The 23,231-nt window shown below is 56.6% G+C and carries 24 protein-coding genes and 1 tRNA gene; 11 read left to right on the top strand and 14 right to left on the bottom strand.

Going from position 1 to position 23,231, the window contains the following annotated elements:
* The first annotated feature begins 7 nt into the window (after window positions 1-7).
* From pqiA to rmf, 4 genes are all read left to right on the top strand, one after another.
* Window positions 8-1,324: a membrane integrity-associated transporter subunit PqiA gene (gene pqiA, locus RE418_RS22110; RefSeq protein ID WP_071826107.1), complete on the top strand. Its 1,317-nt coding sequence runs from the start codon at window positions 8-10 to the stop codon at window positions 1,322-1,324.
* Window positions 1,311-2,957 (top strand): intermembrane transport protein PqiB, encoded by a 1,647-nt coding sequence (gene pqiB / locus RE418_RS22105; protein ID WP_025302305.1) that lies wholly within the window; start codon window positions 1,311-1,313, stop codon window positions 2,955-2,957. The genes pqiA and pqiB overlap by 14 nt, the downstream gene beginning before the upstream one ends.
* Window positions 2,954-3,514, top strand: a complete 561-nt coding sequence (gene pqiC, locus RE418_RS22100; RefSeq protein WP_049208045.1) for a membrane integrity-associated transporter subunit PqiC — start codon at window positions 2,954-2,956, stop codon at window positions 3,512-3,514. Before pqiB ends, pqiC begins: the two co-directional genes overlap by 4 nt.
* Window positions 3,515-3,784: 270 nt before the next feature.
* Window positions 3,785-3,955 (top strand): ribosome modulation factor, encoded by a 171-nt coding sequence (rmf, locus tag RE418_RS22095; protein ID WP_004928150.1) that lies wholly within the window; start codon window positions 3,785-3,787, stop codon window positions 3,953-3,955.
* A 64-nt stretch (window positions 3,956-4,019) separates the two neighbouring features.
* Here the strand turns inward: rmf and fabF are convergent, their stop codons facing one another.
* From fabF to RE418_RS22075, 4 genes are all read right to left on the bottom strand, one after another.
* Entirely contained in the window at window positions 4,020-5,297 is a 1,278-nt protein-coding gene (fabF, locus tag RE418_RS22090) for a beta-ketoacyl-ACP synthase II (RefSeq protein WP_089180745.1), read from the bottom strand.
* A complete protein-coding gene (locus tag RE418_RS22085) occupies window positions 5,294-5,821 on the bottom strand; it encodes a helix-turn-helix domain-containing protein (RefSeq protein WP_025302308.1) in 528 nt (175 codons plus the stop codon). Before RE418_RS22085 ends, fabF begins: the two co-directional genes overlap by 4 nt.
* Window positions 5,822-6,223: 402 nt before the next feature.
* Window positions 6,224-6,742, bottom strand: a complete 519-nt coding sequence (gene fabA, locus RE418_RS22080) for a bifunctional 3-hydroxydecanoyl-ACP dehydratase/trans-2-decenoyl-ACP isomerase (RefSeq protein ID WP_004928144.1) — start codon at window positions 6,740-6,742, stop codon at window positions 6,224-6,226.
* A 68-nt stretch (window positions 6,743-6,810) separates the two neighbouring features.
* A complete protein-coding gene (locus tag RE418_RS22075) occupies window positions 6,811-8,559 on the bottom strand; it encodes a Lon protease family protein (protein ID WP_089180746.1) in 1,749 nt (582 codons plus the stop codon).
* 210 nt (window positions 8,560-8,769) lie between these two features.
* On the opposite strand from RE418_RS22075, the gene matP reads away from it, so the two are divergent.
* Window positions 8,770-9,228 (top strand): macrodomain Ter protein MatP, encoded by a 459-nt coding sequence (gene matP, locus RE418_RS22070; RefSeq protein ID WP_004928138.1) that lies wholly within the window; start codon window positions 8,770-8,772, stop codon window positions 9,226-9,228.
* 105 nt (window positions 9,229-9,333) lie between these two features.
* On the opposite strand, the gene ompA is transcribed toward matP, so the two are convergent.
* Complete coding sequence (ompA, locus tag RE418_RS22065) at window positions 9,334-10,410, bottom strand: porin OmpA (RefSeq protein WP_049296036.1); 1,077 nt, start codon at window positions 10,408-10,410, stop codon at window positions 9,334-9,336.
* Between the two features lie 356 nt (window positions 10,411-10,766).
* On the bottom strand, window positions 10,767-11,273 hold the full coding sequence (gene sulA / locus RE418_RS22060) for an SOS-induced cell division inhibitor SulA (protein ID WP_025302310.1): 507 nt from the start codon (window positions 11,271-11,273) through the stop codon (window positions 10,767-10,769).
* 229 nt (window positions 11,274-11,502) lie between these two features.
* Between sulA and RE418_RS22055 the strand changes: the two genes are divergently transcribed.
* Window positions 11,503-12,159: a TfoX/Sxy family DNA transformation protein gene (locus tag RE418_RS22055; RefSeq protein ID WP_025302311.1), complete on the top strand. Its 657-nt coding sequence runs from the start codon at window positions 11,503-11,505 to the stop codon at window positions 12,157-12,159.
* Window positions 12,160-12,163: 4 nt separating this feature from the next.
* Here RE418_RS22055 and yccS read toward each other — a convergent pair whose 3' ends face one another.
* Entirely contained in the window at window positions 12,164-14,299 is a 2,136-nt protein-coding gene (yccS, locus tag RE418_RS22050; protein ID WP_049204262.1) for a YccS family putative transporter, read from the bottom strand.
* A 26-nt stretch (window positions 14,300-14,325) separates the two neighbouring features.
* Entirely contained in the window at window positions 14,326-14,778 is a 453-nt protein-coding gene (locus RE418_RS22045) for a YccF domain-containing protein (RefSeq protein WP_089180747.1), read from the bottom strand.
* 166 nt (window positions 14,779-14,944) lie between these two features.
* On the opposite strand from RE418_RS22045, the gene helD reads away from it, so the two are divergent.
* Entirely contained in the window at window positions 14,945-16,999 is a 2,055-nt protein-coding gene (helD, locus tag RE418_RS22040) for a DNA helicase IV (protein ID WP_089180748.1), read from the top strand.
* A 33-nt stretch (window positions 17,000-17,032) separates the two neighbouring features.
* On the opposite strand, the gene RE418_RS22035 is transcribed toward helD, so the two are convergent.
* Window positions 17,033-17,491: a methylglyoxal synthase gene (locus RE418_RS22035; RefSeq protein ID WP_016928284.1), complete on the bottom strand. Its 459-nt coding sequence runs from the start codon at window positions 17,489-17,491 to the stop codon at window positions 17,033-17,035.
* Window positions 17,492-17,614: 123 nt separating this feature from the next.
* On the bottom strand, window positions 17,615-18,280 hold the full coding sequence (locus RE418_RS22030) for a DUF2057 family protein (RefSeq protein WP_025302315.1): 666 nt from the start codon (window positions 18,278-18,280) through the stop codon (window positions 17,615-17,617).
* Between the two features lie 256 nt (window positions 18,281-18,536).
* Here RE418_RS22030 and RE418_RS22025 point away from each other — a divergent pair, with 256 nt between their 5' ends.
* Window positions 18,537-18,950, top strand: coding sequence for a CoA-binding protein (locus RE418_RS22025; protein WP_025302316.1), 414 nt, complete (start codon window positions 18,537-18,539; stop codon window positions 18,948-18,950).
* Window positions 18,951-19,010: 60 nt separating this feature from the next.
* Here the strand turns inward: RE418_RS22025 and hspQ are convergent, their stop codons facing one another.
* Together hspQ and rlmI are read right to left on the bottom strand one after the other, a co-directional pair.
* Window positions 19,011-19,328, bottom strand: coding sequence for a heat shock protein HspQ (gene hspQ, locus RE418_RS22020; protein WP_004928104.1), 318 nt, complete (start codon window positions 19,326-19,328; stop codon window positions 19,011-19,013).
* Between the two features lie 60 nt (window positions 19,329-19,388).
* The gene (gene rlmI, locus RE418_RS22015) at window positions 19,389-20,579 is read right to left on the bottom strand and encodes a 23S rRNA (cytosine(1962)-C(5))-methyltransferase RlmI (protein ID WP_213928168.1); all 1,191 of its coding nucleotides are present in this window, start codon (window positions 20,577-20,579) and stop codon (window positions 19,389-19,391) included.
* A gap of 93 nt (window positions 20,580-20,672) precedes the next feature.
* On the opposite strand from rlmI, the gene yccX reads away from it, so the two are divergent.
* Complete coding sequence (yccX, locus tag RE418_RS22010) at window positions 20,673-20,951, top strand: acylphosphatase (RefSeq protein WP_060432835.1); 279 nt, start codon at window positions 20,673-20,675, stop codon at window positions 20,949-20,951.
* Window positions 20,952-20,985: 34 nt separating this feature from the next.
* Here yccX and tusE read toward each other — a convergent pair whose 3' ends face one another.
* Window positions 20,986-21,315: a sulfurtransferase TusE gene (tusE, locus tag RE418_RS22005; RefSeq protein ID WP_004928095.1), complete on the bottom strand. Its 330-nt coding sequence runs from the start codon at window positions 21,313-21,315 to the stop codon at window positions 20,986-20,988.
* Between the two features lie 111 nt (window positions 21,316-21,426).
* Complete coding sequence (gene yccA / locus RE418_RS22000; protein WP_004928091.1) at window positions 21,427-22,086, bottom strand: FtsH protease modulator YccA; 660 nt, start codon at window positions 22,084-22,086, stop codon at window positions 21,427-21,429.
* A 228-nt stretch (window positions 22,087-22,314) separates the two neighbouring features.
* On the opposite strand from yccA, the gene RE418_RS21995 reads away from it, so the two are divergent.
* Window positions 22,315-22,402 (top strand) — tRNA-Ser (locus RE418_RS21995).
* 228 nt (window positions 22,403-22,630) lie between these two features.
* Complete coding sequence (locus RE418_RS21990) at window positions 22,631-22,843, top strand: hypothetical protein (protein ID WP_025302319.1); 213 nt, start codon at window positions 22,631-22,633, stop codon at window positions 22,841-22,843.
* Window positions 22,844-23,231: the final 388 nt, after the last annotated feature.

Here is a 23,231-nt window from a genome sequence, read left to right as displayed (position 1 = left end):
GAGGAATATGGTGTGTTCCCACAACAATCATCAGCAGCATAGTCATTCCGCACCTTCGGCGGCGCAGCAGGATAACCTGATGCTGTGCCCGCAGTGCGACATGTTGGTGGCGCTACCGCCGCTGGCCTATGGCAGCAAAGCGGTATGCCCGCGCTGCAAAACCACGCTCAGCGCCCGCTGGGACGAACCGCGCAAGCGGCCGATCGGCTACGCGCTCAGCGCCTTGTTCATGCTGGTGCTGGCCAACATTTTCCCGTTTATCAACATGCGCGTCGCCGGCCTCGGCAACGAAATCCGGCTGATCCAAATCCCGGAAGTCATGGTGGCGGAAGACTACGCCAGCATGGCCACCTTGTTTATGGTGTTCGTGCAGCTGATCCCGGCATTTTGCATGGTGGCGATCATCCTGCTGTGCGCCAAAGTGCGTTTGCCGCTGGGACTGAAAGAGTGGATGGCCCGGGTGCTGTTCCAGTTCAAAACCTGGTGCATGGTGGAGATTTTCCTCGCCGGGGTGCTGGTCAGCTTCGTCAAGCTGATGGCCTATGGCGATATCGGTATCGGCAGTAGCTTCGTGCCTTACTGTCTGTTCTGCCTGCTGCAGGTGCGCGCTTTCCAATGCGTGGATCGGCGCTGGCTGTGGCAGGACATCGAACCGGCACCGCGTCTCGATCGCCCGCTGACGGTAGGACGCACCGGCATGCGCCAGGGCGTGCGCTCCTGCGCGTGCTGCACGGCGATCCTGCCGGCCGATCAGGTGAGCTGCCCGCGCTGTCACACCAAGGGCTACGTGCGTCGCCGCCACAGCCTGCAGTGGACGCTGGCGCTGCTGGTGACCTCCATCATGCTGTATATTCCGGCCAACCTGATGCCCATCATGGTGACCGAGGCGCTGGGTAACAAAATGAACTCCACCATCATGGCGGGGGTGATCCTGCTGTGGGGGGACGGCTCTTATCCGGTAGCGATGGTGATTTTCATCGCCAGTATCATGGTGCCGTCGCTGAAAATGTTGGCGATCGGCTGGCTGTGTTGGGACGCCAACGGCAGGAAGAAACCGCGCGCCGACAGCGAGCGCATGCACCTGATTTATGAAGTGGTCGAGTTCGTTGGCCGCTGGTCAATGATCGACGTGTTTGTGATCGCCGTGTTGTCGGCGTTGGTGCGAATGGGGCAGTTGATGAGCATTTATCCCGCGACGGGCGCCGTGCTGTTCGCGCTGGTGGTGATCCTCACCATGTTCGCCGCCATGACATTTGATCCCCGGCTGACCTGGGATCGCGCAAGTGAAACAATCAACAAGGAGCCGCAAGGTGACGGAAAATAATCATAGCGTCGCGGACGTCGAGAAGATCAAACGCTGGTCGCCGGTGTGGATCATTCCCATCGTGACCGCGCTGATCGGCGCCTGGATCCTGTTTTACCACTTTAGCCATCAGGGGCCGGTAGTGACGCTGGTGACTACGACGGCGGAAGGGCTGGAAGCGGGTAAAACCAAAATCAAAAGTCGCAGCGTTGACGTCGGCGTGGTGGAAACCGTCACGTTGAGCGATGACCTGAGCAAGGTGATGGTGCAGGCGCGTCTTAATTCCGGCATGGAGAAATTGCTGCGCCAGGATTCCGCCTTCTGGGTGGTGAAGCCGCAGATCGGCCGTGAAGGCGTTTCCGGGTTGGGGACGCTGCTCTCCGGCGCCTATATCGAACTGCAGCCGGGCAACAAGGGCAAAGACGGTAAAGACAACTACCAGCTGCTCGACGCGCCACCGCTGGCCTCTCCGGATGCCAAAGGGCTGCGTATCGTGCTGGACAGCGAGAAATCAGGCCAGCTTAACGCCGGCGATCCGGTGCTGTTCCGCGGTTATCGCGTCGGGTCGGTGGAAACCAGCTATTTCGATCCTAAAGCGCGCGCCATGCGCTATCAGCTGTTCATCACCGCGCCTTACGATCAGTTGGTCACCACCAACGTGCGCTTCTGGAAAGACAGCGGCGTGGCGTTTGACATGTCGGCGCAGGGCATGCGGGTAGAGATGGGATCATTGACCACGCTGTTCAGCGGCGGCGTCAGCTTCGACGTGCCGGACGGCTGGGATCGCGGCGAACTGGCGAAAGAGAAGGCGGAGTACCAGCTGTTCGACAACCAGCGCAGCACGCAGGATTCGCTGTATACCGTGCATAAGGATTACCTGCTGTTCTTCTCCGACTCGGTACGCGGCCTGCAGCCGGGCGCGCCAGTCGAGTTCCGCGGCATCCGTCTGGGTACGGTGGCGCAGGTACCGTTCTATAAAGACGGCATGGCGCAGCGTCTGGATAACGATTACCGCATTCCGGTGCTGATCCGCATCGAGCCGGATCGCTTCCAGAAACAGCTGGGCGGCAACTTCGATATCGAAGGGCACTTGAAAGACGCCGAGTCCCGCGGCATGCGCGCCTCGATGAAGTCCGCCAACCTGCTGACCGGTTCGCTGTATATCGATCTCGACTTCTATCCGCAGGAGAAACCGTGGAAAGGGCCGCGCGAGCTGTTTGGTTATCCGCTGATGCCAACCACCAGCGGCGGTCTGGCGCAGATCCAGCAGAAACTGATGCAGACGCTGGACAAGATCAACGCGATGCCGATCAATCCGATGATCAACGAGGCGACCAAGACGCTGGCGGAAAGTCAGAAAACCATGAAGTCGACGCAGCAGACCATGAAGTCGTTGAACGACATCATCGCCAGCAAAGAGATGCAGGCGCTGCCGCAGGACATGCAGAAAACGCTGCTGGAGTTGAACCGCAGCATGAAAGGGTTCCAGCCAGGTTCGCCGGCTTACAACAAGATGGTGGGCGACATGCAGCGCCTCGATCAGGTCTTGCGTGAGCTGCAACCGGTGTTGCGCACCCTGAATGAGAAGAGTAACGCGCTGGTGTTTGAAGCCGCCGGCAGTAATGACCCTCAGCCGAAGAAGGCCACGAAATGATGAAATGGATCCCGGTAGCCCTGGCGCTGTTGCTCAGCGCCTGCAGCAGTTCGCCACAGAAGACTTACTATCAGTTGCCGGCGCTGGGCGCGCCGGCCGCGGCCAGCAGCAGCGGCGCCTCCACGCGCCAGCTGTGGCTGGAGCACGTGAGCGTGGCGGATTATCTGGCGCAGAGCGGCGTGGTGTATCAGACCAACGACGTGCAGTATGTGATAGCCCAGAACAACCTGTGGGCCAGCCCGCTCGACCAGCAGCTGCAGCAAACGCTGGTCACCAACCTGAGCAGCGCGCTGCCGGGTTGGGTGGTCTCTTCGCAGCCGATGAGCAGCGATCAGGATGTGCTGAACGTGACCATCAGCGGCTTCCACGGCCGTTTTGACGGCAAGGCGATCATTCGCGGCGAGTGGGTGCTGAACCGCCAGGGGCGCTTGATCAAAAGGCCTTTCAGCCTGGAGCTGAAACAGGGTGAAGACGGCTATGATGCCCTGGTGCGCACTCTGGCGCAGGGGTGGCAGCAGGAAGCCCAGGTTATCGCCGCACAGATGGGCGGCATTTAGTCATAATTTGGTCTAAAATCGTCTAATCCCTGTCGCCGTGGAAATTCGTTTTTTCTCGCTGGCAGGGATTTCTATTTCATTTCAACTGGTTAACTCCTTCCCCGGCAGATCAGCCACTTAGCACTTTCCTCGGGCGTAGCTCACAAATATGACATTGGCGTGAATTTTGCGCATTGATCTTCTCTTCTTTTAGCGCTATTGATTACTCGTGGCTGCGCAAAAAGCAGCCATTGTTTTCTTTCCACCAGACCAAAATGAGGGAAACGAGGCATGAAGAGACAGAAACGCGATCGTCTGGAAAGGGCGCATTCGAGAGGGTATCAGGCAGGTATTTTAGGGCGTTCCAGGGAACATTGTCCCTACCAATCATCGGTGGACGCCCGGTCTCAATGGCTGGGAGGTTGGCGAGAAGCCATGGAAGACAGGGCTGTGACCGCTTAAGCGGCTCCCTGTCAAATAAAAGGAATAACCTCCGCCCTTTGGCGGAGGTTTTTGTTTCAGGCGTTTATTTATCCTGCCAGCGCTTCAGCAAAATACTCGCATTCACGCCGCCAAAGCCGAAGCCGTTTGATAAGGCGTAGGTCATATTCATCGATTCCGCCTGTTTCGCGACCAGATGCAAGCCTGCCGCTGCCGGATCGGGGTTATCCAGATTTAGCGTGGCAGGGGCTATCTGATCGCGCAGAGCCAATGCGGTAAAGATGGTTTCCAGCCCGCCGGCGGCGCCCAGCAGGTGCCCCGTCGCTGATTTTGTTGAGGTCACGGCGACAGTGCCGGCCGTGCCAAACAGGTGTTTGATGGCGTTGATTTCGCCCAAATCCCCTACGGGTGTCGATGTCGCGTGCGCATTTAAATGCTGTACCTCCTCGGGAACGACGTTCGCCTGCTTCAACGCGATTTTCATCGCCCGATAGGCGCCGTTGCCGTCTTCAGCGCCGGATGTCATGTGGTAGGCGTCGGCGCTGGTGCCATAGCCGACGATTTCCGCGAGCGGGCTGGCGCCGCGCGCCAGCGCGTGTTCCAGCGTTTCAATCACCAGCATGCCGGCGCCTTCCCCCATGACAAATCCGTCCCGGGCGCTGTCGAAGGGCCGAGAGGCCTGTTGCGCCAATTCGGCTGGAGCGGTGGACATGGCGCGCGCGGCGGCGAACCCGCCCAGGCTGACGGTATCTATAGCGGCTTCGGTACCGCCGCACACGGCGATATCGGCTTCATCATTGCGGATCATACGCACTGCGTCGCCAATGGCTTGCACGCCGGCGGCACAGGCGGTGACCGGCGCGCCAATCGGCCCCTTGAAGTGGTGTTTGATTGAAACGTGGCCGGCCGCCAGATTGACCAGGAATGAGGGGATGGTGAACGGCGACAGCCGCTTGGCGCCGCGGCTGTCGGTTGTGCGCACCGCCTGGGCAATCGCCGGGAAACCGCCAATACCCGAGGCAATGACGGTGGCTGTGCGCTCTTGTTTTTCGTCCGTATCGGCTATCCAGCCGGCCTGACGAATGGCTTCATCCGCCGCCGCCATAGCAAACAGGATAAAGCGGTCCATTTTCTTTTGGTCCTTGGGGGCGACGGAGGCGTCGGGGTTGAAGCCCGCTTCAGCATCTTGCGCCAGCGCCGGGACTTGTCCTCCGACCTTGACCGGTAAATCTGCAACGATCTCGTCAGGCAACGCTCGAATGCCGGATTCTCCTTTTAACAAACGTTGCCAGATGGCTTCAACACCGCACCCTAGCGGTGAAACGGCGCCCATGCCGGTAATGACGATACGACAATTGCTCATGATGGCTCCTTGGTAAATTCGGGTAAATCGGCGAGGCGCCGCTGCCGCATCAGTTCGGCGCGTTGATATATGCCATCGCTTGCCGCCGGCCCTGGCGCCAGCGTAATGAACTGCGGCGGCACCGGCTGTTGGGTATCACGATTGACCAACTGGACTTGGATCGGCCGATCGTTGCGTCCGTCGACCAACAGGGCGCTGACGTCCCCGTCGGTCAGATGATTGTTGCCCCATTGTGAGAGCGCCGCCAACACCGGGAGAAAATCGTTGCCGCGCTCAGTAAGCAGGTAGTGATAGCGCACCGGCCGCGTTTGATAACGTTCTTTATACAGAATGCCGTGGGCCACCAAATCCTTCAGGCGACGCGCCAGTAGCGTGGGTGACATCCCCAGACTTTGTTGGAATTCGTCGAATTTGGACAACCCCTGAAAGGCATCACGCAGGATCAGAATGCTCCACCATTCCCCGACGCGATCTAATGAACGCGCGACGGGGCAAGGTGCATCGCTAAAGCGGGTTTTTTGCATACCTTTCTCACTAAGTACAATAATTGTAGTTACTATGCTAGTCATGTTAGAGGATCTTGAGGGGCAAGAGAATAACCGGATGCAAAAAAAGCGCTATTGCACTGATGCGGGGAGTGAGGGAGGCCGTCTTTCAGGCTGCCTATTGCTTTGGCCGCTTCGGGCAAGAATAGGGTAGAGACCTATGAGGGAAGACATTTCGGTGAAGGGCGATGAAATAAGGTACACCCAGCATCAATGCCAACGTGATGAGATATTCCATAACGCCGACGGCGGCTAAAAGAAGATGCGGATAGTCTTTGAAAGCCGGGAAGGGTAAGAGAAAGAAATGCCATCACGTTTCGACGTGATGGCATGCGAAGAGCGTTAGAAGAGAAGGCAGTGGCCGCCTTCTCGCCAGCGTGATTAGAATGCGGTGGTATCTTTGAACAGGCCCACTTTCAGATCGGTGGCGGTATAGATCACTTCACCGTCAACCAGCACTTCGCCATCGGCGACACCCATGATCAGTTTGCGGGTAATGACGCGTTTGAAGTTAATACGATAGGTTACCTTCTTCGCGGTTGGCAGCACCTGGCCGGTGAACTTGACTTCACCGACGCCCAGCGCGCGGCCTTTGCCTTCGCCACCCAGCCAACCGAGGTAGAAACCGACCAGCTGCCACATCGCATCCAGGCCCAGGCAGCCAGGCATGACCGGATCGCCGATAAAGTGGCAACCGAAGAACCATAGGTCAGGATTAATATCCAGTTCCGCTTCCACATAACCTTTGTTGTGAGTCCCGCCGTCTTCGGTCATTTTGACCACGCGGTCCATCATCAACATGTTACCCGCCGGCAACGGTGGGCCACCGGCGCCGAACAGCTCGCCACGGCCGGATGCTTCGAGGTCTTCTTTCGTATAGGAATCGCGTTTATCTACCATGTTCTCAGTAAGCCTTATTTTAATGAAGGACGCAGGTTAGCTAACACGTGTACGCTGAACAAGTCCGATCAGCCGTGGTTGAACCAGTTGAGCCAGCGTAGCGGCCACGGACGGCGGCGTTCCTGCAGGCTCACCTGCGCAATCCGTTCCTGAATGGCCGCCAACAAATTCGGCTGTTGTTCGTCAGAGTAGAGGCAACCTGTGAGCAAAGGCAAGGCTTCCGCCGCGCTCTCTACCGCCCACAGATGGAATTGCCCTTCGCGTACCGCGTCGACGATATCCTGGCGCAAGCACAGGTGGCGCACGTTGGTTGCGGGCAAGACGACACCCTGTTTGCCCGTCAGGCCGCGGCGTAAACAAACCTCGAAGAAACCTTCGATCTTTTCGTTAACGCCACCTATCGGCTGTACGTTGCCAAATTGGTCGACGGAGCCGGTGACGGCGATCTGCTGGGTGATCGGTTGCTGTGACAGGGCGCTGATCAATGCGCACAGCTCAGCCAGCGAGGCGCTGTCACCGTCCACTTCACCATACGATTGCTCAAAGACGATGGAAGCGGAGAAGGGCAGTTGCTGATCAAGATCCAATTCGGCGATCAGGAACGCCTGCATGATCATCATGCCTTTAGCATGCAGGTTGCCGCCCAGTTCGGCTTTGCGCTCGACGTCGGTGAACTCGCCGTCGCCGAGATGCACAACGCAACTGATGCGCGACGGTTCACCAAAGCTGCGTGGATGACCGGGATAATCCAGGACTGACAGACCGTTGATCTGCCCGACCACTTCGCCCTCGGTCTCAATCAGGATCTGACCCAGCTCGATCTCATCCTGCATACGCTCGGCCAGATAGCTTTCACGCCATTCGCGGGCATTTAACGCCGCTTCAAGCGCTTTGGCCGTAATGCGGTCCTCTTCGGCATACAGTGCAGCTTCGGACAGTTGCTGGCCAAGCCAAACCGGCGAAAGTGGCAGGATGCCCTGGTCGCCACTGTAACGCACTGCCTGGACGAGCAGCGGCGGCCAGGCGTCGGTCGACAGCATCGGCAACTGCTGGTCGGCAATCACGCCGTTGACGTAGCCGCACCACTGCGTCATATCATCAATTTCAGTCAGCTGCAGGTCGTCTTCGAATTCACCGTAGATCGCTTGTTCACTCAGCTCAGGCTCGATATCGTGAAAATCGGCCAGGCCGTGACGATCGCCGACCACAATCAGCCGAAGATCCAGCGGCATCGGTGGAATGGCTACCGGCAGCGGGCGGGTTTCGTCTGGCGAAACCCAATGGAACTCACGCTGGCCGATCATCTGCTTCAGCCGCAGCCACAGTAACGGCTGAGCAAGCAGCGCACGTGCCGACAGAATCAGAATGCCGCCGTTGGCCTGGTGCACCAGACCCGGCTGTAGGGTAATGTCGCCATTGTGGATCCGTACGCAGCCAAACAGCTGTTCCGGTTCAATCCACTCCTGGAACAGGCAAGCACCGCCGGCGGCGAAAGGTTCATCGCCACGGCTAGCCGGTTCTACGCTGACCTTGCCATCGTGAATGACATAGTGGCTGCCGCAGCATGCCGTGTTTTTCGGCAGCAGGGGTTTGACGGCGTTAGCAACCAGTTCCAGATACTCTCGCGTTTCTTGCGCTTTCAACAGCATGAAACGCGGTGGCGATTGAGGGTGGCAAAATAGCGTCAGGGCATTTTCCAGCCGAGGCTGAATGGCGGAAAAGGGCACGGGTGCCAACTGAGCGGCGGTATCAAATATCGCCTGATAAGGCGTTACGTCCGGCAATAAAGATTGCCATTCAAGTCGGTTATTGGTCAAAGTGTTAGATGCAATCGTTAAAAAGGGAAAGGGCGATTATACAAGAATAACGGCGGCTTGATACATGCGGAGTGCCAGTTGGCATCAGGGAGTTTGACATCACGCGGTGACTGTGCAAAAAACAGTCTAAAAGACGGCTTAATTGCCGGGGAAATTCGGCGCAAAGCTGTTATGCTTATTTGAAGTTACGCGGTCACTGAAGAGCTCAAGATGAAATATCAGCAACTGGAAAATCTAGAGAGCGGTTGGAAATGGAAGTACCTGGTGAAGAAGCACCGGGAAGGGGAGCTTATTACCCGCTACATTGAAAACAGCGCTGCTCAGGAAGCGGTTAACGAGCTGCTGAAGCTGGAAAATGAGCCGGTAAAGGTACTTGCATGGATTGCCGCTCATATGAATCCGGAACTGGATAACCGGATGAAGCAAACAATCCGCGCCCGCCGCAAACGTCATTTTAACGCAGAACATCAGCATACGCGTAAAAAATCTATCGATCTGGAGTTTTTGGTTTGGCAACGATTAGCTGCCCTGGCGCGCCGCCGTGGCGTTACGCTTTCGGAAACCGTCGTGCAACTTATCGAAGACGCTGAACGCAAAGAAAAGTATGCAAACCAGATGTCATCGTTGAAAGAAGACTTGAAGGCGATTCTTGGCAAAGATCCCAAGTAAGTGCGTGAGAGCGCCTTTGTGGCGTTTGGCCTTGAAGGGTTGTGGCAACAACAATAGGACGAAAAAAAACCCCGCTAGGCGGGGTTTTTTATTAGGCGAGTAAACTTAGCCCTGAGGCTGAGTTACAACGTCTTTGATACCTTTAACTTCGATCTCTACGCGACGATCTGGTGCCAGGCAAGCGATCTGAGCTTTGGTAGCGCGGCCAGATTTGTAGCCACAGGTGTTGCCAGTAACTGCATCTGCTTCACCCATACCACGTGCAGAGATTTTGTCTGACGGGATGCCTTTGGAGACCAGGTAGTCAACAACGCTTTGTGCGCGCTGTTCGGACAGTTTCTGGTTGTACTGGTCAGAACCAACAGCGTCGGTGTAACCCAGAACAACTACAGAACCGTCTTTAGGATCCATGGAGCTCAGCTGGGTGTACAGCTGATCCAGAGCCTGCTGGCCTTCTGCTTTCAGAGTAGACTTGTTGAAGTTGAACAGCACGTCAGACTTCAGAGTGAAACGCTTGGTTTCAACAACTGGAGCCGGAGCTGGAGCTGGTGCTGGAGCAACTACGTCATCCTGACCGAAGCGGTAAGAAACGCCCAGGCTCAGCATGGTGTTGTCTGGACGTGCGCCAACGGTACCTGCGTCACCGATGTTGCTTACGAACTGGTAATCCAGGCGAGTAGCCCAGTTTTTGGTCAGTGCGTATTCAACACCAACAGCAGCCAGCGGAGAAACGCCGGTGTCGTGGTCGCTCAGGCGAGTGCCGTTGCCGTAGTTAGCTTTGGAGTCTGCACGCCATACCATACCACCCAGACGAGTGTAGATGTCCAGATCGTCAGCAATTGGGTAGCTCAGTTTAGCGGCCAGTTGAACGCCCTGCGCTTTGAAAGCACCGTTGTTCACGCTGCCTTTGTAAGGCATGCGGCCGAGCCAGTCATAGCCCAGCTCGAAGCCCAGGTATTGGTTTGCCTGGTAGCCCAGGAACGCGCCGGCACCCAGCTGATCTTTGTGGGTTGGGCCGTTGCCGATACCGTTCTGGTAACCGTTACCGTAGAAACCAGTGTCGTGGTACTGGGACCAGCCCAGTTTAGCACCGGTGTACCAGGTGTTATCTTTTGGAGCGGCTTGCGCTACGGTAGCGAAACCTGCCAGTGCCACTGCTAATGCGATAGCTGTCTTTTTCATTTTGCGCCTCGTTATCATCCAAATAGGCAATGAGCTTTAAAGCTGTTTAAGCCCTTGGTTAAATTCCTTCGCCAAGGTTTAAGCCCTCGTTTGTTACTCGCCAGTTTTTCTGACGTTATAGAGCAACCTTGGCGATGTAAAGTCTACAACGTGGCGCGAAAGTTACAAGTGTGATGTGATAAGGCTCTAAAAAAAAACGCGGAATCGTACATATTTGCTAACATTCTTTGCCTAAAAAAACGGCGATTCATCGAGCATTTTTGCTTGCCAAACCGCAGCCGGACTAGCTTTGTGCCTTCCCACGCAAAGGTTCCGCTTAGGGGGTGCGAAAATGATGGGAAAAATCCTAAATTTACTTAATGATACAAAGAAGAGTGAATTTTTAGGGTGGAACAGTGTCCGTGAGTCGGGTTAATGTCACGTTGAGGCCGCATGATAAACCCATAGGCATTACCCAATTCTGCCGCACGTCTTAATTTTAGACGATCCTCCTCCGTTAGCTCAGGCAACCAGCCGAGAACCACGCTGTAATTTCCCGTTTGCAGCGCTTTTTCCATTGCCTCGACCGTATTCACCGGGCTGATCTGGCTCAATTGCATCATCTTATCTACAGGCAGGCCGGATTGCTGCAGCCATTGTTTGCTTAATTTTTGCTGCGGCGTCAGCCACAGAAGCCAGCGAGACTGTTTGCCCAGTTGTTGCAGCAGGGGCAACAGCAATTGGGCCACTGCGGGCTGGCGCTCGTTGTAAACAAGTTCACTGATCAAGCCATTTTCTTTGCCGACATCTGTGTTCTTCGCAACATTGCGCGCTGTATAAGAGCCATGGCCGAAATGAGGTTGGTAGAGTGATTGAGTACGCATAAAGTTCCCGCCCGTCGTGTTACTGTATGTTTATACAGTATCCCTGATTTAGGATAAGATCAACCCAAATTTTCGTAGCGGCTCGCATAATTGCGATCATTTTTTGTACCGATGATTTTTGTGATTGGCAGGCGGGCGGATAGTGCGTATTTTTCTAATTAGTTGTTCACGTTACTTTTTTCATTGATGAGAGAAATAATACGGCCAGAACCTAAAAAGGAGGAACGCTATGAAAAGGATGTCGACGAGAAGAATCGCGCAGGCTAAAAATTGCTTTGCGGCGCTGGGAGCCATCACAACACGGTCACAGTTTGGTGGCTACGGCCTGCTGGCCGAGGGGGTAATGTTTGCGGTGATAGCGGACGGCGAGCTGTACTTGCGGGCTACGGCGAGCATGGAACCGGCCTTTCGTGCCAGAGGGATGGTCAATATGGTCTACTCCAAGCGTGGAGCGCCCATCACTTTGCGTTATTACTGGGTTGACGAGTCGCTGTGGCGGGAACGCAACGAGCTGGTGGGGCTGGCCTGGCAGGCTGTCAGGGAGGCGCGCCGGGAGCAGCGGCTTAAGGCTGGCGATCACGGCCGACTGAAGGCATTGCCGAATATTGACGTTAATATGGAACGTCTGCTGTGGCGAGCGGGCATTCGCAACGCTTATGACCTGCGGCTGCATGGCGCCAAACGCAGCTATCTCCGTTTATTGAAACAGCAGACTAATTTGGGGCTACGAGTGCTGCTGTCGCTGGGCGGGGCGATAGCCGGTTATCATCAGGCGGCGTTGCCGGCCGAATTACGCAGCGAGCTAGTGCGTTGGTTCGATCATACGATGGCGATGCGCCGCCATGGGCATGAGCCGGTTATTCAGGGCCCATCGAACGGGCCCTGAATAGTTAGGCTGCCTTATTGATTTGGGCATGCAGCGCGGTGAGCTCTGGCAGCAGCTCGAGCACCAATCCCACCTGCTGCAAGACCAATTGTTCTTTGCTTTCAGGTTCCGGAACGGCTTTGCTGATGCGCTCCGCCAGCTGTTCCAACGCCTGCGCAATGCGCTGGCTGTTCCGTTCTTCCTGATGCAAGGCGCCGTCCACGTAACACACGGCGTCATTGAGCAGATCGAGCGTGGCCGGGGTATTCAGCCGCTCGCGGTGCGCCCCCAATGCGGAGATATAGCTCAGGAGCGTGTGGTTCAGACAGAGCAAGCGGAAGGCGGCTTCCTGCAGCGCTTTGTCGGCTTTGGGATCGGCGGACATGTTGGAGATGACCGAAGCCAGTTCGGCATCGCTGTTGTGGGCATCACGTCGCGCGATGCGGTAAGCGAGGCCGTTATCCTTACCCTGGTGGTATTGCACCAGAATAGCGTCCAGATAACGGCAGTTGGCATTCAGCGTTTTATCCACCACCGCCGGCAGTTGGCGGAACTTCCAGTCCGGCCAGATAAAGCTGACTGCCGCCCAGGCGATGGCACAGCCCAGCAAGGTATCGTAAACGCGCGGGGCTGCCACTTCGAATCCTTCGCCCAACAGGTTAAAACACAACAGCACCAGCAGCGTGATGAACATCGTCGCGTGGGCATATTGTACGGTGCGGAAAGCGAAGAACAGAACGCCGGTGATGACGATCAACACCAGTTGCCCTTCCAATGACGGCACGAAATAGAGGATTGGCAGGCCGATCAGGATACCGGCCAGGGTACCGATGATGCGTAGCGCCAGGCGTCGGCGGGTAGCGTTGTAGTTCGGTTGACAGACGAACAGGCTGGTCAACAGGATCCAGTAACCGTGCTGCATACCCGTGAACTGGATGAAGGCGTAACCCACGCACAGTACCACCGACATGCGGATCGCGTGGCGGAACAGGGCCGACTGCGGCGTCAAATGGCGGCTGATGCGCAGCCGAATATCGCTCCAGCCGGTTAAGCGGTCGTCGGCCAGGCTGTTCTCTTCCGCTTGCCCGCTGGCCAGCGTCTGCTCTGATTCGATATTGGCCAGCTGCGCATCGATCGCATGCAGGTTTTTCAACAGATGCGCCAGCGCCTTGGTCTGCTCGTTATTGCCCTGGGTTTCGGCGATGCGCGCCAACGCCTCCTGAATGCGGCTGAAAGCCGGTTCAAAGCGCGGGTTGTGCTGGTACTTTTGCCGCAGCAGGATCGATTGTGCCAATTGGCGGCAGGCGCGTGCCTGCATGCTCAGCAGACGCTGGAAGCGGAACAAAATGTCGCTGTGACGAAATTGCCGGCTGAGCGCGTGGTACTGAACGTGGGAAGAGCTGGCACGCTCGTGGATATCCTGCGCGACAAAATAGTAGTGCAAGGTGCGGCGGGTGCCGCGCTGGCCACGATCGCCTTTCAGGCGCGTCAGCAGCGAGGCTTTGGTTTGGTTAAGCAACGCGACCAAGGCGCTGTTGGCCATGGCGACATCCATCCATGGCAGGTCGGCGTCGCGTTCGGCGTCGGGATCGAACAGATTGGCTTTGGCATCCAGATAGTTGGCCAGTTGATCGTAACAGCGCGCCAGGTTCTCTTGCAGCGGCCGGATCGGGAACAGCAGGTGGCCTGCCAGCGTCAGCAGGTTGTACCACAGCGCGCCGATCACCAGCAGCAGCGGTTGCTGATACCAGGCATCGTACATCGAGGTGCCGAGCATGGTGTAAACCGCGATCAGCAGCGCGCCGAAGGCGATGGTGGCGTAACGCTGCCCCAAGGCGCCGAGCAGGATAAAACCGCAGGTCGACGTGGTTAAGCCAAGGGCGAACAACCAGGGATAAGGGAACAGCAGCTCGATCGAGGCGGAGGCAACAAAGAAGCATACCAGCGTGATCAGCAGGTTGCGTAACCTGCCGGCCAGGCGGTCATCCAAATCGGTCAGTGCCGCCGCCACGACACCCAGCGTTAGCGGGATGGTCAGCTTGGGTATGCCCAGCCACCAGGGAACGGCGGTGGTGCCGATCAGCGCAATAAGGATGCGCAGGTGATACAGCAGGTTGCTGTTGTAGGTATAACGACGAACTGCGGGTGCAAAAGAGCGCACGAAAAACTCCTCAAACGGAGAAAAAATTAACGCTGATGATAGTGGCGGCGAGCATTCTCAATACGGGCTTGCTGAGCCATTTCTACCGAGACGACGCGGCGCCCCACCGGCCACAGCGCGATGGCGGCTATTTTGAAATTGGCGATACCGACCGGAATGCCGATGATTGAAACGCATTGCACGATACCGGCGGCGATGTGTGACAGGCACAGCCACCAGCCGAACAGCACCAGCCAAATAATGTTGAGCAGCGAGCCGCCGGCGGAGAGCAGCGCATTGCTTTTTTCCGGATACAGTTCATCGACGTGCATCGCTTCGTTGCCGAACGGCACCAGCGACAGCTTGGTGATTTCCCAACAGGAGCGGGTAAGCGGCAGTGTGATGACAAGCAGCACGCTGAACACCGTAGCAATAAGCCAGCCTAGCGTGGTGAAGAAACCGCCCAACACAAAATTAAGAATATTCAGTACAGTACGCATAGACGTCATTCTGCTCTAATGATAGCCAAACCGCGATGCGGGCGTATTCACGATAAAAACGCAAAATCTATTCTACCCTTTTTTTAGCGCTAGAGTGCCACTGCTTATCGCAGGTAAACTGGCAGATATCCGTTATTTAATCTCAACATAGTCATGGCGCGACGATATGGAACTTAAAGCGACATCGCTGGGGAAACACCTGGCTCAGCACCCTTATAACCGCGTGCGGTTGCTGCACGCCGGCGTTGAGGTGAGCGGGGAAAAACATGAATACCTGATCCCCTTCAATCAACTGATTCAGGTCAGGTGCAAGCGCGGCATCGTCTGGGGCGAGCTGGAATTTGAATTGCCGGACGAAAAAGTGGTGCGGCTGCACGGCACCGAATGGCAGGAAACGCAGCGTTTTTATCACTATCTGCAGCAGGCGTGGCAGCAGTGGAGCGCCGAAATGAGTGAGGTCAGTGCCGGCGTGTTGCAGCAGCAGGTGGCACAGATTCAGCGCATAGAGCAGCAAGATAAATGGTTCAAAAAGTCTGAGCTGGGCAAGCTGCAACAGCAAATCCGTGAGGCTTTCTCCGCGCTGCCGATGCCGGTAGCGCGCCTGGAGGAATTCGATAACTGCCGGGCCGATTACCAACTGTGTCTGCAATGGCTGCAGCAGGGGCTACGCAGCGTCGAACAACGCAACCGGCAGTGGACCGATCGCATGCTGGAGCAACATCACGACTTCTTCCAGACCGTCGAAAGCTCACCGCTCAATGACTCCCAGAGCCGCGCGGTGGTCAACGGCGAGGATTCCGTTCTGGTATTGGCGGGGGCCGGCAGCGGCAAAACGTCGGTGCTGGTGGCGCGCGCCGGCTGGCTGCTGCGCCGTCAGGAGGCGCAGCCGGGCCAAATCTTGCTGTTGGCTTTCGGCCGCCAGGCCGCTGGCGAGATGAACGACCGCATCAAAGAACGTTTGGGTGATGTCGGCATTCAGGCCAAGACCTTCCATGCCTTGGCGCTGCAAATCATTCAACAAGGCAGCCGCAAGGCCCCGGCCATCAGCCGGTTGGAAACCGATGCCAAAGCGCGCAAAGAGCTGCTGATTACCCATTGGCGCCAACAGTGCGCGGAGAAGAAAGCGCAGGCCAAGGGGTGGCGTCAATGGTTGACCGAAGAGCTGGAATGGGAAGTGCCGGAAGGCGACTTCTGGCAGGATAAGCGCCTGGCGGATCGCCTGGCAAGCCGGTTGGAACGCTGGTTGGGGCTGATGCGCATGCACGGCGGCAGCCAGGCGGAAATGATTGAGCAGGCGGATGAAGACATCCGCGATCTGTTCTCAAAACGTATCCGGCTGATGGCGCCGCTGCTGAAAGTCTGGAAAAGCGCCTTGAAAGAGGAAGGGGCGGTGGACTTCTCCGGCCTTATCCATCAGGCGGTCAACATTCTCGACAAGGGGCGCTTCGTCAGCCCGTGGAAACATATTCTGGTCGACGAGTTTCAGGATATCTCACCACAGCGTGCGCTGTTGCTGGCGGCATTGCGCCGACAGAACAAGCAGACCTGCCTGTTTGCGGTGGGGGATGACTGGCAGGCGATTTATCGCTTCAGCGGCGCAGAATTGACGTTAACCACGGCCTTCGCCACGAACTTCGGCGAAGGCGCGCAGTGCGCGCTGGATACCACCTATCGCTTCAATGAACGTATCGGCGAGGTGGCCAACCGGTTCGTGCAGCAAAACCCGCACCAGCTGAAAAAACCGCTCAACAGCTTGAGCAAGGGCAATAAAAAGTCGGTGGCGATCCTGCCGCACGAGCAGCTGGAGCCCTTGCTGGATAAACTGAGCGGCTACGCCAAGCCGGATGAGCGCATCCTGGTGCTGGCGCGTTACCATCATCTGAAACCGGAAGCGCTGGCGAAGGCGGGCACCCGCTGGCCCAAGCTGGATCTGGAGTTTATGACCATCCACGCCAGCAAAGGGCAGCAGGCGGAATACGTCATCATTGCCGGTTTACATGAGGGGCGTGACGGCTTCCCCGCCGTGGCGCGCGAGTCGGTGTTGGAAGAGGTGCTACTGCCGCAGCCGGAGGATTTCCCGGATGCCGAAGAGCGCCGTCTATTGTATGTCGCGTTGACGCGCGCCAAACATCAGGTATGGCTGTTGCAGGATCGTGAACGCCCTTCGGTGTTCGTCGAACACCTGCAGGATCTTGGCGTACCGGTGCAGAAAAAACCGTAGGCATCAGGCCTGGCGCCAGCCAGGCCGTGAGGATTATTTCAGGCGGTCTTGCAGGTAGCGCTGATAGTCGGGGATGGCGATCTCCACCTCGTTTTTGAACAGCGGAGAGTCGATCAGAAAATCGGCGGTCGAGCGGTTGGTGGCCACCGGAATATTCCATACTGTCGCCAGCCGCAGTAGCGCCTTCACGTCCGGATCGTGCGGCACCGCGTTCAGCGGGTCCCAGAAGAAGATCAGCATGTCTATCTTGCCTTCCGCAATCAGTGCGCCAACCTGCTGATCGCCGCCCATCGGGCCACTCAGCATGCTGGTGACGGGAATGCCGCTGGCGCGCTGGATCAGATTACCGGTGGTGCCGGTGGCGTACAGCTGGTGCTGCGCCAGAATAGTCTTGTGGCTTTCTACCCACTCCAATAGGGCCTGTTTGCGGTGATCGTGCGCCACCAGCGCAATGTGTTTGCGCGCGGCGATAGTGCGGGTAGTCAATTCCATCTCGGTGTCCTTCGCTCATCGGGGGATGTGCGACAGATTACTGAAACTGTTTTTCACTGCCTAGCGTTTGCGCCTGAAAATGCGAAGAAAAGGCGCCTTTACGGGGAAAGACGCCGGAAGGGATCAGCGAATCGGTTGTTTATTGGCCCAGCGTAGAAAACGTTTCTGTGTTTCCTTGTCGGCCTGTTGGAACCAGTATTGCAACATCTGTTCCGACACGTTTTCACCTTTCAACGTTACCGTCGGGGCGTTCAGCGGCGCGCCGGCCAACGCGAGGGCTGAGGGATTGCCTGCGTTCGCCTGAACAAAGGCCGGAACGGAGGCCGGGCGGTTCTGGCGGTTGTAATCGGTCATCACCTTTTCCAAATCGGTATTGAAGGTGACGCTGTCGGGATGCAGCGCATCATGTCGGAACGGCAGGGCGTTGCCGTCTTTATCGACCACCAGATAATTCAACGTTCTGTCAAAGCGTTGCGCATCACGATCGTTCTCGATGCGCGGCAGTTCGATCGCCACTTGGCTAATCTTTTGCGTATTGAAGGTGGCAACCAGCGGCAGGGACGTATAGGCCTGTGTATGCTGGCCGGAACGTACGGTTTTGGTCACTTTAAACAGCAGCTGGTGCTGCCCGCCGTCCAGTTCAAGGCTGTCGGCGCCTTTTAACAACGAACCTGTCATTTTCTTGCCGTCGACCACCAGCAGGTCGATGTCCGGGGAGAGTTTCAGGGTCGTAGCCGCGGCAGGCATACTGATGCTGAGCAACGCCGCAACCACCAGACCAAATTTCATCATTATCTCCTTATAAAGTGACGTAGCTCTAAGTGTTGAACACGGCATAGGTTGTGTCAAAATTTTTCAATCGGGTATTTTGTTTACATTTTTACATATTTTATCGCGTTTAGACACGACCGTGCGCAGCTGAACCGCGACAGCCTCTGACCATAAGATTGCGGTGAAGTTTCCTTCGCATTAGCGTTTAACCGAGCGAATGCCGATCGGTTACACTCGAAATGGAAAGTGACGCAGTGATAAACGGGAGTTGAAGATGCAAGATCAAGAGATTGTTGAGCTGTTGCAGCAGGTGAAAACCATCGCGCTGGTGGGCGCCAGCGATAACCCGTCGCGGCCCAGCTATGGGGTGATGGCGTATCTGTTGGCGCAAGGGTATCAAGTGATCCCGGTCAGCCCAAAACTGGCGGGGCAGACGCTGCTGGGGCAGCCGGTTTATGCCACGCTGGCCGCTATCCCACAGCCGGTGGATATGGTTGATGTGTTTCGCAATTCGGAGGCGGCTTACGGCGTGGCGCAAGAGGCGATAGCGATCGGCGCCAAGGCGCTGTGGCTACAGATCGGCGTGATTAACGATCAGGCGGCGGAGCTGGCGCAACAGGCCGGGCTGCAGGTGGTGATGGATCGCTGCCCGAAAATCGAAATCCCGCGTTTAGGGCTGGAGCGCTAAATAAAAAAAGGGCCTGGCGCGATGCCGGGCCCTCTCGGGGTTTCTCAGGTCTTGGCGCGGTCAATTGCGCAAACGTGGCGCCTGTAACTGGTGACGGATGGATTCCGCCAGTTCATCCAGCGATGGTTGCTCGGGGTGCGCTTCCTGGGGCTCGCCATCCAGCTGCGCTTCCGCCAGATAGGTATGCACCGGTTGGCCTTCCTCGTCCTCCATCACCACGTGGTACCAAGGGGCGGAACGCAGTTCGTCGTTCGCCGCTATCTCGTCAGCTTTGGGTTGTTCTAAAGAGTATTCCGGGTCGATATCGATCACGACGCCCAAATACCCCAGCAGTTTATGCCTAACCTGTTGTCCGATACCGAATTTGCTGGCAATCATGATGACCTCCTGAGAAACAATGCCTTGCTCATATATGGGGGCAAGGCAGCGCATTTCAAGTTACATCACCCGACAAGCGAAGCCTTTCAGATACAGCCCCTCAGGATACGTGGCGATCACCGGGTGATCGGCAGCCTGGCGGAACTGTTCTATAAATTGTACATCACGTCCGGCATCTACAGCGGCATCGGCCAAAATTTTCTGGAACAGGTCGGTCGGCATCAGGCCGGAGCAGGAGAAGCTGAGCAGAATGCCGCCTGGATTCAGCAACTGCAGCGCCAGCATGTTGATGTCCTTGTAACCGCGGCAGGCGCTGGCCAGCTGATTCTTGTTCTCGACGAATTTAGGCGGATCCATGATGATCAGATCGAATTTTTCGCCTTGAGCGCGGTAGTTGCGCAGCAGTTGGAACACGTCATCACGAACGAACTCCGCCTTGTTCAGATCGAGCTTGTTGAGCTCGACGTTCTGTTTGGCGATGTCCAGCGCTGCCTGCGAGGTATCCACGCTGATCACCTGTGCGCAGCCGCCCATCAGAGCGGAAACGGCGAAGGCGCCGGTGTAGGAGAAGCAGTTCAGCACCCGGCGGCCGGCAGAGTAGTTCCGCGCCGCCAGGCGACTGTCGCGCTGGTCGAGGTAGAAACCGGTCTTGTGCCCTTGCTGAATGTCCACCAGCAGTTTCATGCCGTGCTCGGTGATAGGCAGCAGTTCCGGCGGCAGATCGCCCAGCACCGGGCCCTGCGCCAGCGGCAGGCCTTCTTTTTTGCGCACCGCAACGTCGGAGCGATCGTAAATCGAACATTCCGGGTAGCAATGCTGCAGGGCGGAAAGCAGGGCCGGGCGCTGGTATTCGGCACCGGCGGACAGCAGCTGCAGCACCAGGAAATTCTGGAAGCGATCGATAGTGATGCCCGGCAGGCCGTCGGATTCGCCGGCGATCAGACGGTATCCGTCCAGACCGTCGCGCTGTGCGACCCAATCGCGCCAGCTTTGCGCTTGCTGCAGGCGGCGAATAAAGAAATCGATGTTAATCTCTTCATCCTGCTGGAAAGTCCAGACGCGTGCGCGGATCTGCGACTCGGACGAATAGGCGCCGCGAGCCAGCCATTTGCCCTGGCTGTCGAGAATATCGATGGTTTCACCGGAGTGGGCTTTGCCCTCAACGCGTTGAACGGCACCGGAGAACACCCAAGGGTGACGGCGGAGTAAGGACTTTTCACGTCCTTTGGCGAGAAACAGGCGTACGGTCATAATTAATAATGCTGCCAGCTAGGATAGAAAGAGTGACACGGCGGTGCAAAGGCACGGCAATGCCATAACGAAAACTTAATTAAGGGGGCGATTATGACACAAGTTTGCATTGCTGCGTATGTGTATGGCGTGGTGCAGGGGGTGGGGTTTCGCTATTCCACTCAGCGGCAGGCCGAGGCGTTGGGGGTGGCCGGCTATGCGCGTAACCTTGATGACGGCAGTGTCCAGGTGGTGGCCTGCGGCACACAGGCGCAGGTGGATAGGCTGGTGGAGTGGTTGAAACAGGGCGGCCCGCGCAGCGCGCGCGTCGAACGCGTGCTGGTGGAGCCGCAGGGCGTGGCTGACTACGATGGGTTCGGCATTCGCTATTAAACGCTCGCCTGCAGCGGCGCTGCGGGCGGTGCGGTCAGATGCATTTTACCGGTTTGGGCAACCCGGCGATCTTGGTGGCTTGTTTGGCCGGTCCTTTCGGGAACAGGCGATACAGATAGCGGCTGTTGCCTTTTTCTTCGCCGTATTTCTGTGCCATCGCTTTGACCAGCATGCGAATAGCCGGTGAGGTATTAAATTCCTGATAGAAGTCGCGCACGAAGCGCACCACTTCCCAGTGTGCTTCGGTGAGCACGATCTCTTCCTGCGCGGCCAGCAGCGGCGCCAGGCCTTCATGCCAGTCGGCGCTGTTTTTCAGATAGCCCTGCGCGTCAGTGTCAATAACCTGACCTTCAAACTCCAACATACTGCCTCGATAACGGATAATTCGGAACGGCCGCCAGTTTAGCAAATTTTTTCAGCCGCAAAAAACAAAGCCCCGCCGGAGCGGGGCCTGGAAGGCAGGTGTAACACGCGATCAGTTGCTGCGGGCGAAGCCCAGAATGCTCAACAGGCTGATGAACATGTTGTAGAGCGACACGTACAGGCTAACGGTGGCGCGAATGTAATTGGTCTCGCCGCCGTGAATGATGTTGCTGGTTTCCCACAGGATCGCGCCGGCGGAGAACAGGATGAACAGCGCGCTGATAGCCAGGTGCAGGGCAGGGATCTGCAGGAACAGGTTGGCGATCACCGCCACCAGCAGCACCACAAAACCGGCCATCATCATGCCAGACAGGAACGACATGTCTTTACGGGTGGTCAGCACATACGCCGAGCAGCAGAAGAACACCGCTGCGGTGCCGCCCAGTGCCAGCATGATCAGGTCGCCCGCGCCGGCGTTCAGGAACGAGCTGAGGATTGGGCCGAGGGCATATCCCATGAAACCGGTCAGCGCGAACGCCGCCAAGATGCCCGCTGGGCTGTTGGCCAGTTTATGGGTCAGGAACATCAGGCCGTAGAAGCCAACCAGCATCAGCAGCAAGCCCGGCGCCGGCAGCCCCAGCATCGTGCTGGCGGTGGCGGTCAGGGCTGAGAAGGCCAGGGTCAGGGATAACAGGAAATAGGTGTTGCGCAGGACTTTATGCGTGCTGAGCAGCGAGTCGCGCGAAGAAGATGAGACGACAATGCGGTCCATAATGCTCTCTCTTATCAAGCCATCACAAAATAATCCCGATAATAGGCAGCGCAAGCGGTTGATTAAAGTTTGTTTACCAATCTTTACCCTTAGTTATCATTACGGCAACAGCGGGGATGCGGACGCGTGTTTGTTCGCCGTTTGCCGCGCCTTCGCTGATTTTTCGCGCGGTTGAACGCGCCCGGGCTTTACAAGCGAATAAGGTCTGTTTATAGTGCGCGTCGTTGCGGAGGGGTGGCCGAGTGGCTGAAGGCAACGGTCTTGAAAACCGTCGACGGGAAACCGTTCCAGAGTTCGAATCTCTGCTCCTCCGCCATACATTCTGACCCCGTGCTCTCTGAGCACGGGGTTTTTTGCTTTTGCGTGCGGAGAAAACGGCAAGCCTTTCCAGGAAACGCGATCGGCTATTGATAAGGGCTACGCATCGGTGAGATTATGCGTTTATCAAGGTCGGCTGCTCGGGTGCCTGCTCGTGTCAGGCGTGACCGGCGCGATAATCAACGCCGCCTTATCTATTTTCGCTTAATGCTCTATGGAGACAGAGATGAACTGGTATCAAGTCGCCTTATGGACCATGATCTTTCTGAAGTCCGGCGCTTTCCTAGTATTCGTGTGGTGGTGGATGTTCAAACGTGCGACCAAACCTTATGTGCGTCCGCAAGACGTCGTGGTGGATGAGACGCCGTATGACGATAGCCTTACGATGGAAGAAGTGATGAAGAATCATGGCATTGTACGGACTGAAAAGCCGCTCTGATCGTCAAATGTGTGTTTTGCTATAAACCCGAGCCTGTGGCGCTCGGGTTTTTTTATTCCTGCCGTTACTTGAGATGCATCCCTTTTCCCCTATCTTGTTTTACCCTTACGGCGATTTATTTAAATGAATTACCTTTCGGTATATTTTAAAATCTACTTTAAAAGTGGGATTTATATTTATATGGGAGGGTATATTTTTCTCTGAAAGAATTCAGCCTTATCGACTGAACGAAGAAAAGTGTGGGCGCTGTTTTTTGTGTATCTGGATATTGATATGCAAAGAGTGTCGCATTTTCGGGCTGCTCCTATAGCGGTGGGTCGGAAAATTTTTAAGGTAGAGGAAAACTAAACTTTACGTGGGAGGATAAGGGGGGAAGGAATCTAAGATT

The organism is Serratia sp. szju (genome assembly GCF_044594185.1).
Lineage (GTDB): Bacteria > Pseudomonadota > Gammaproteobacteria > Enterobacterales > Enterobacteriaceae > Serratia > Serratia bockelmannii.
This window is presented reverse-complemented; position numbering and strand designations above follow the sequence as displayed.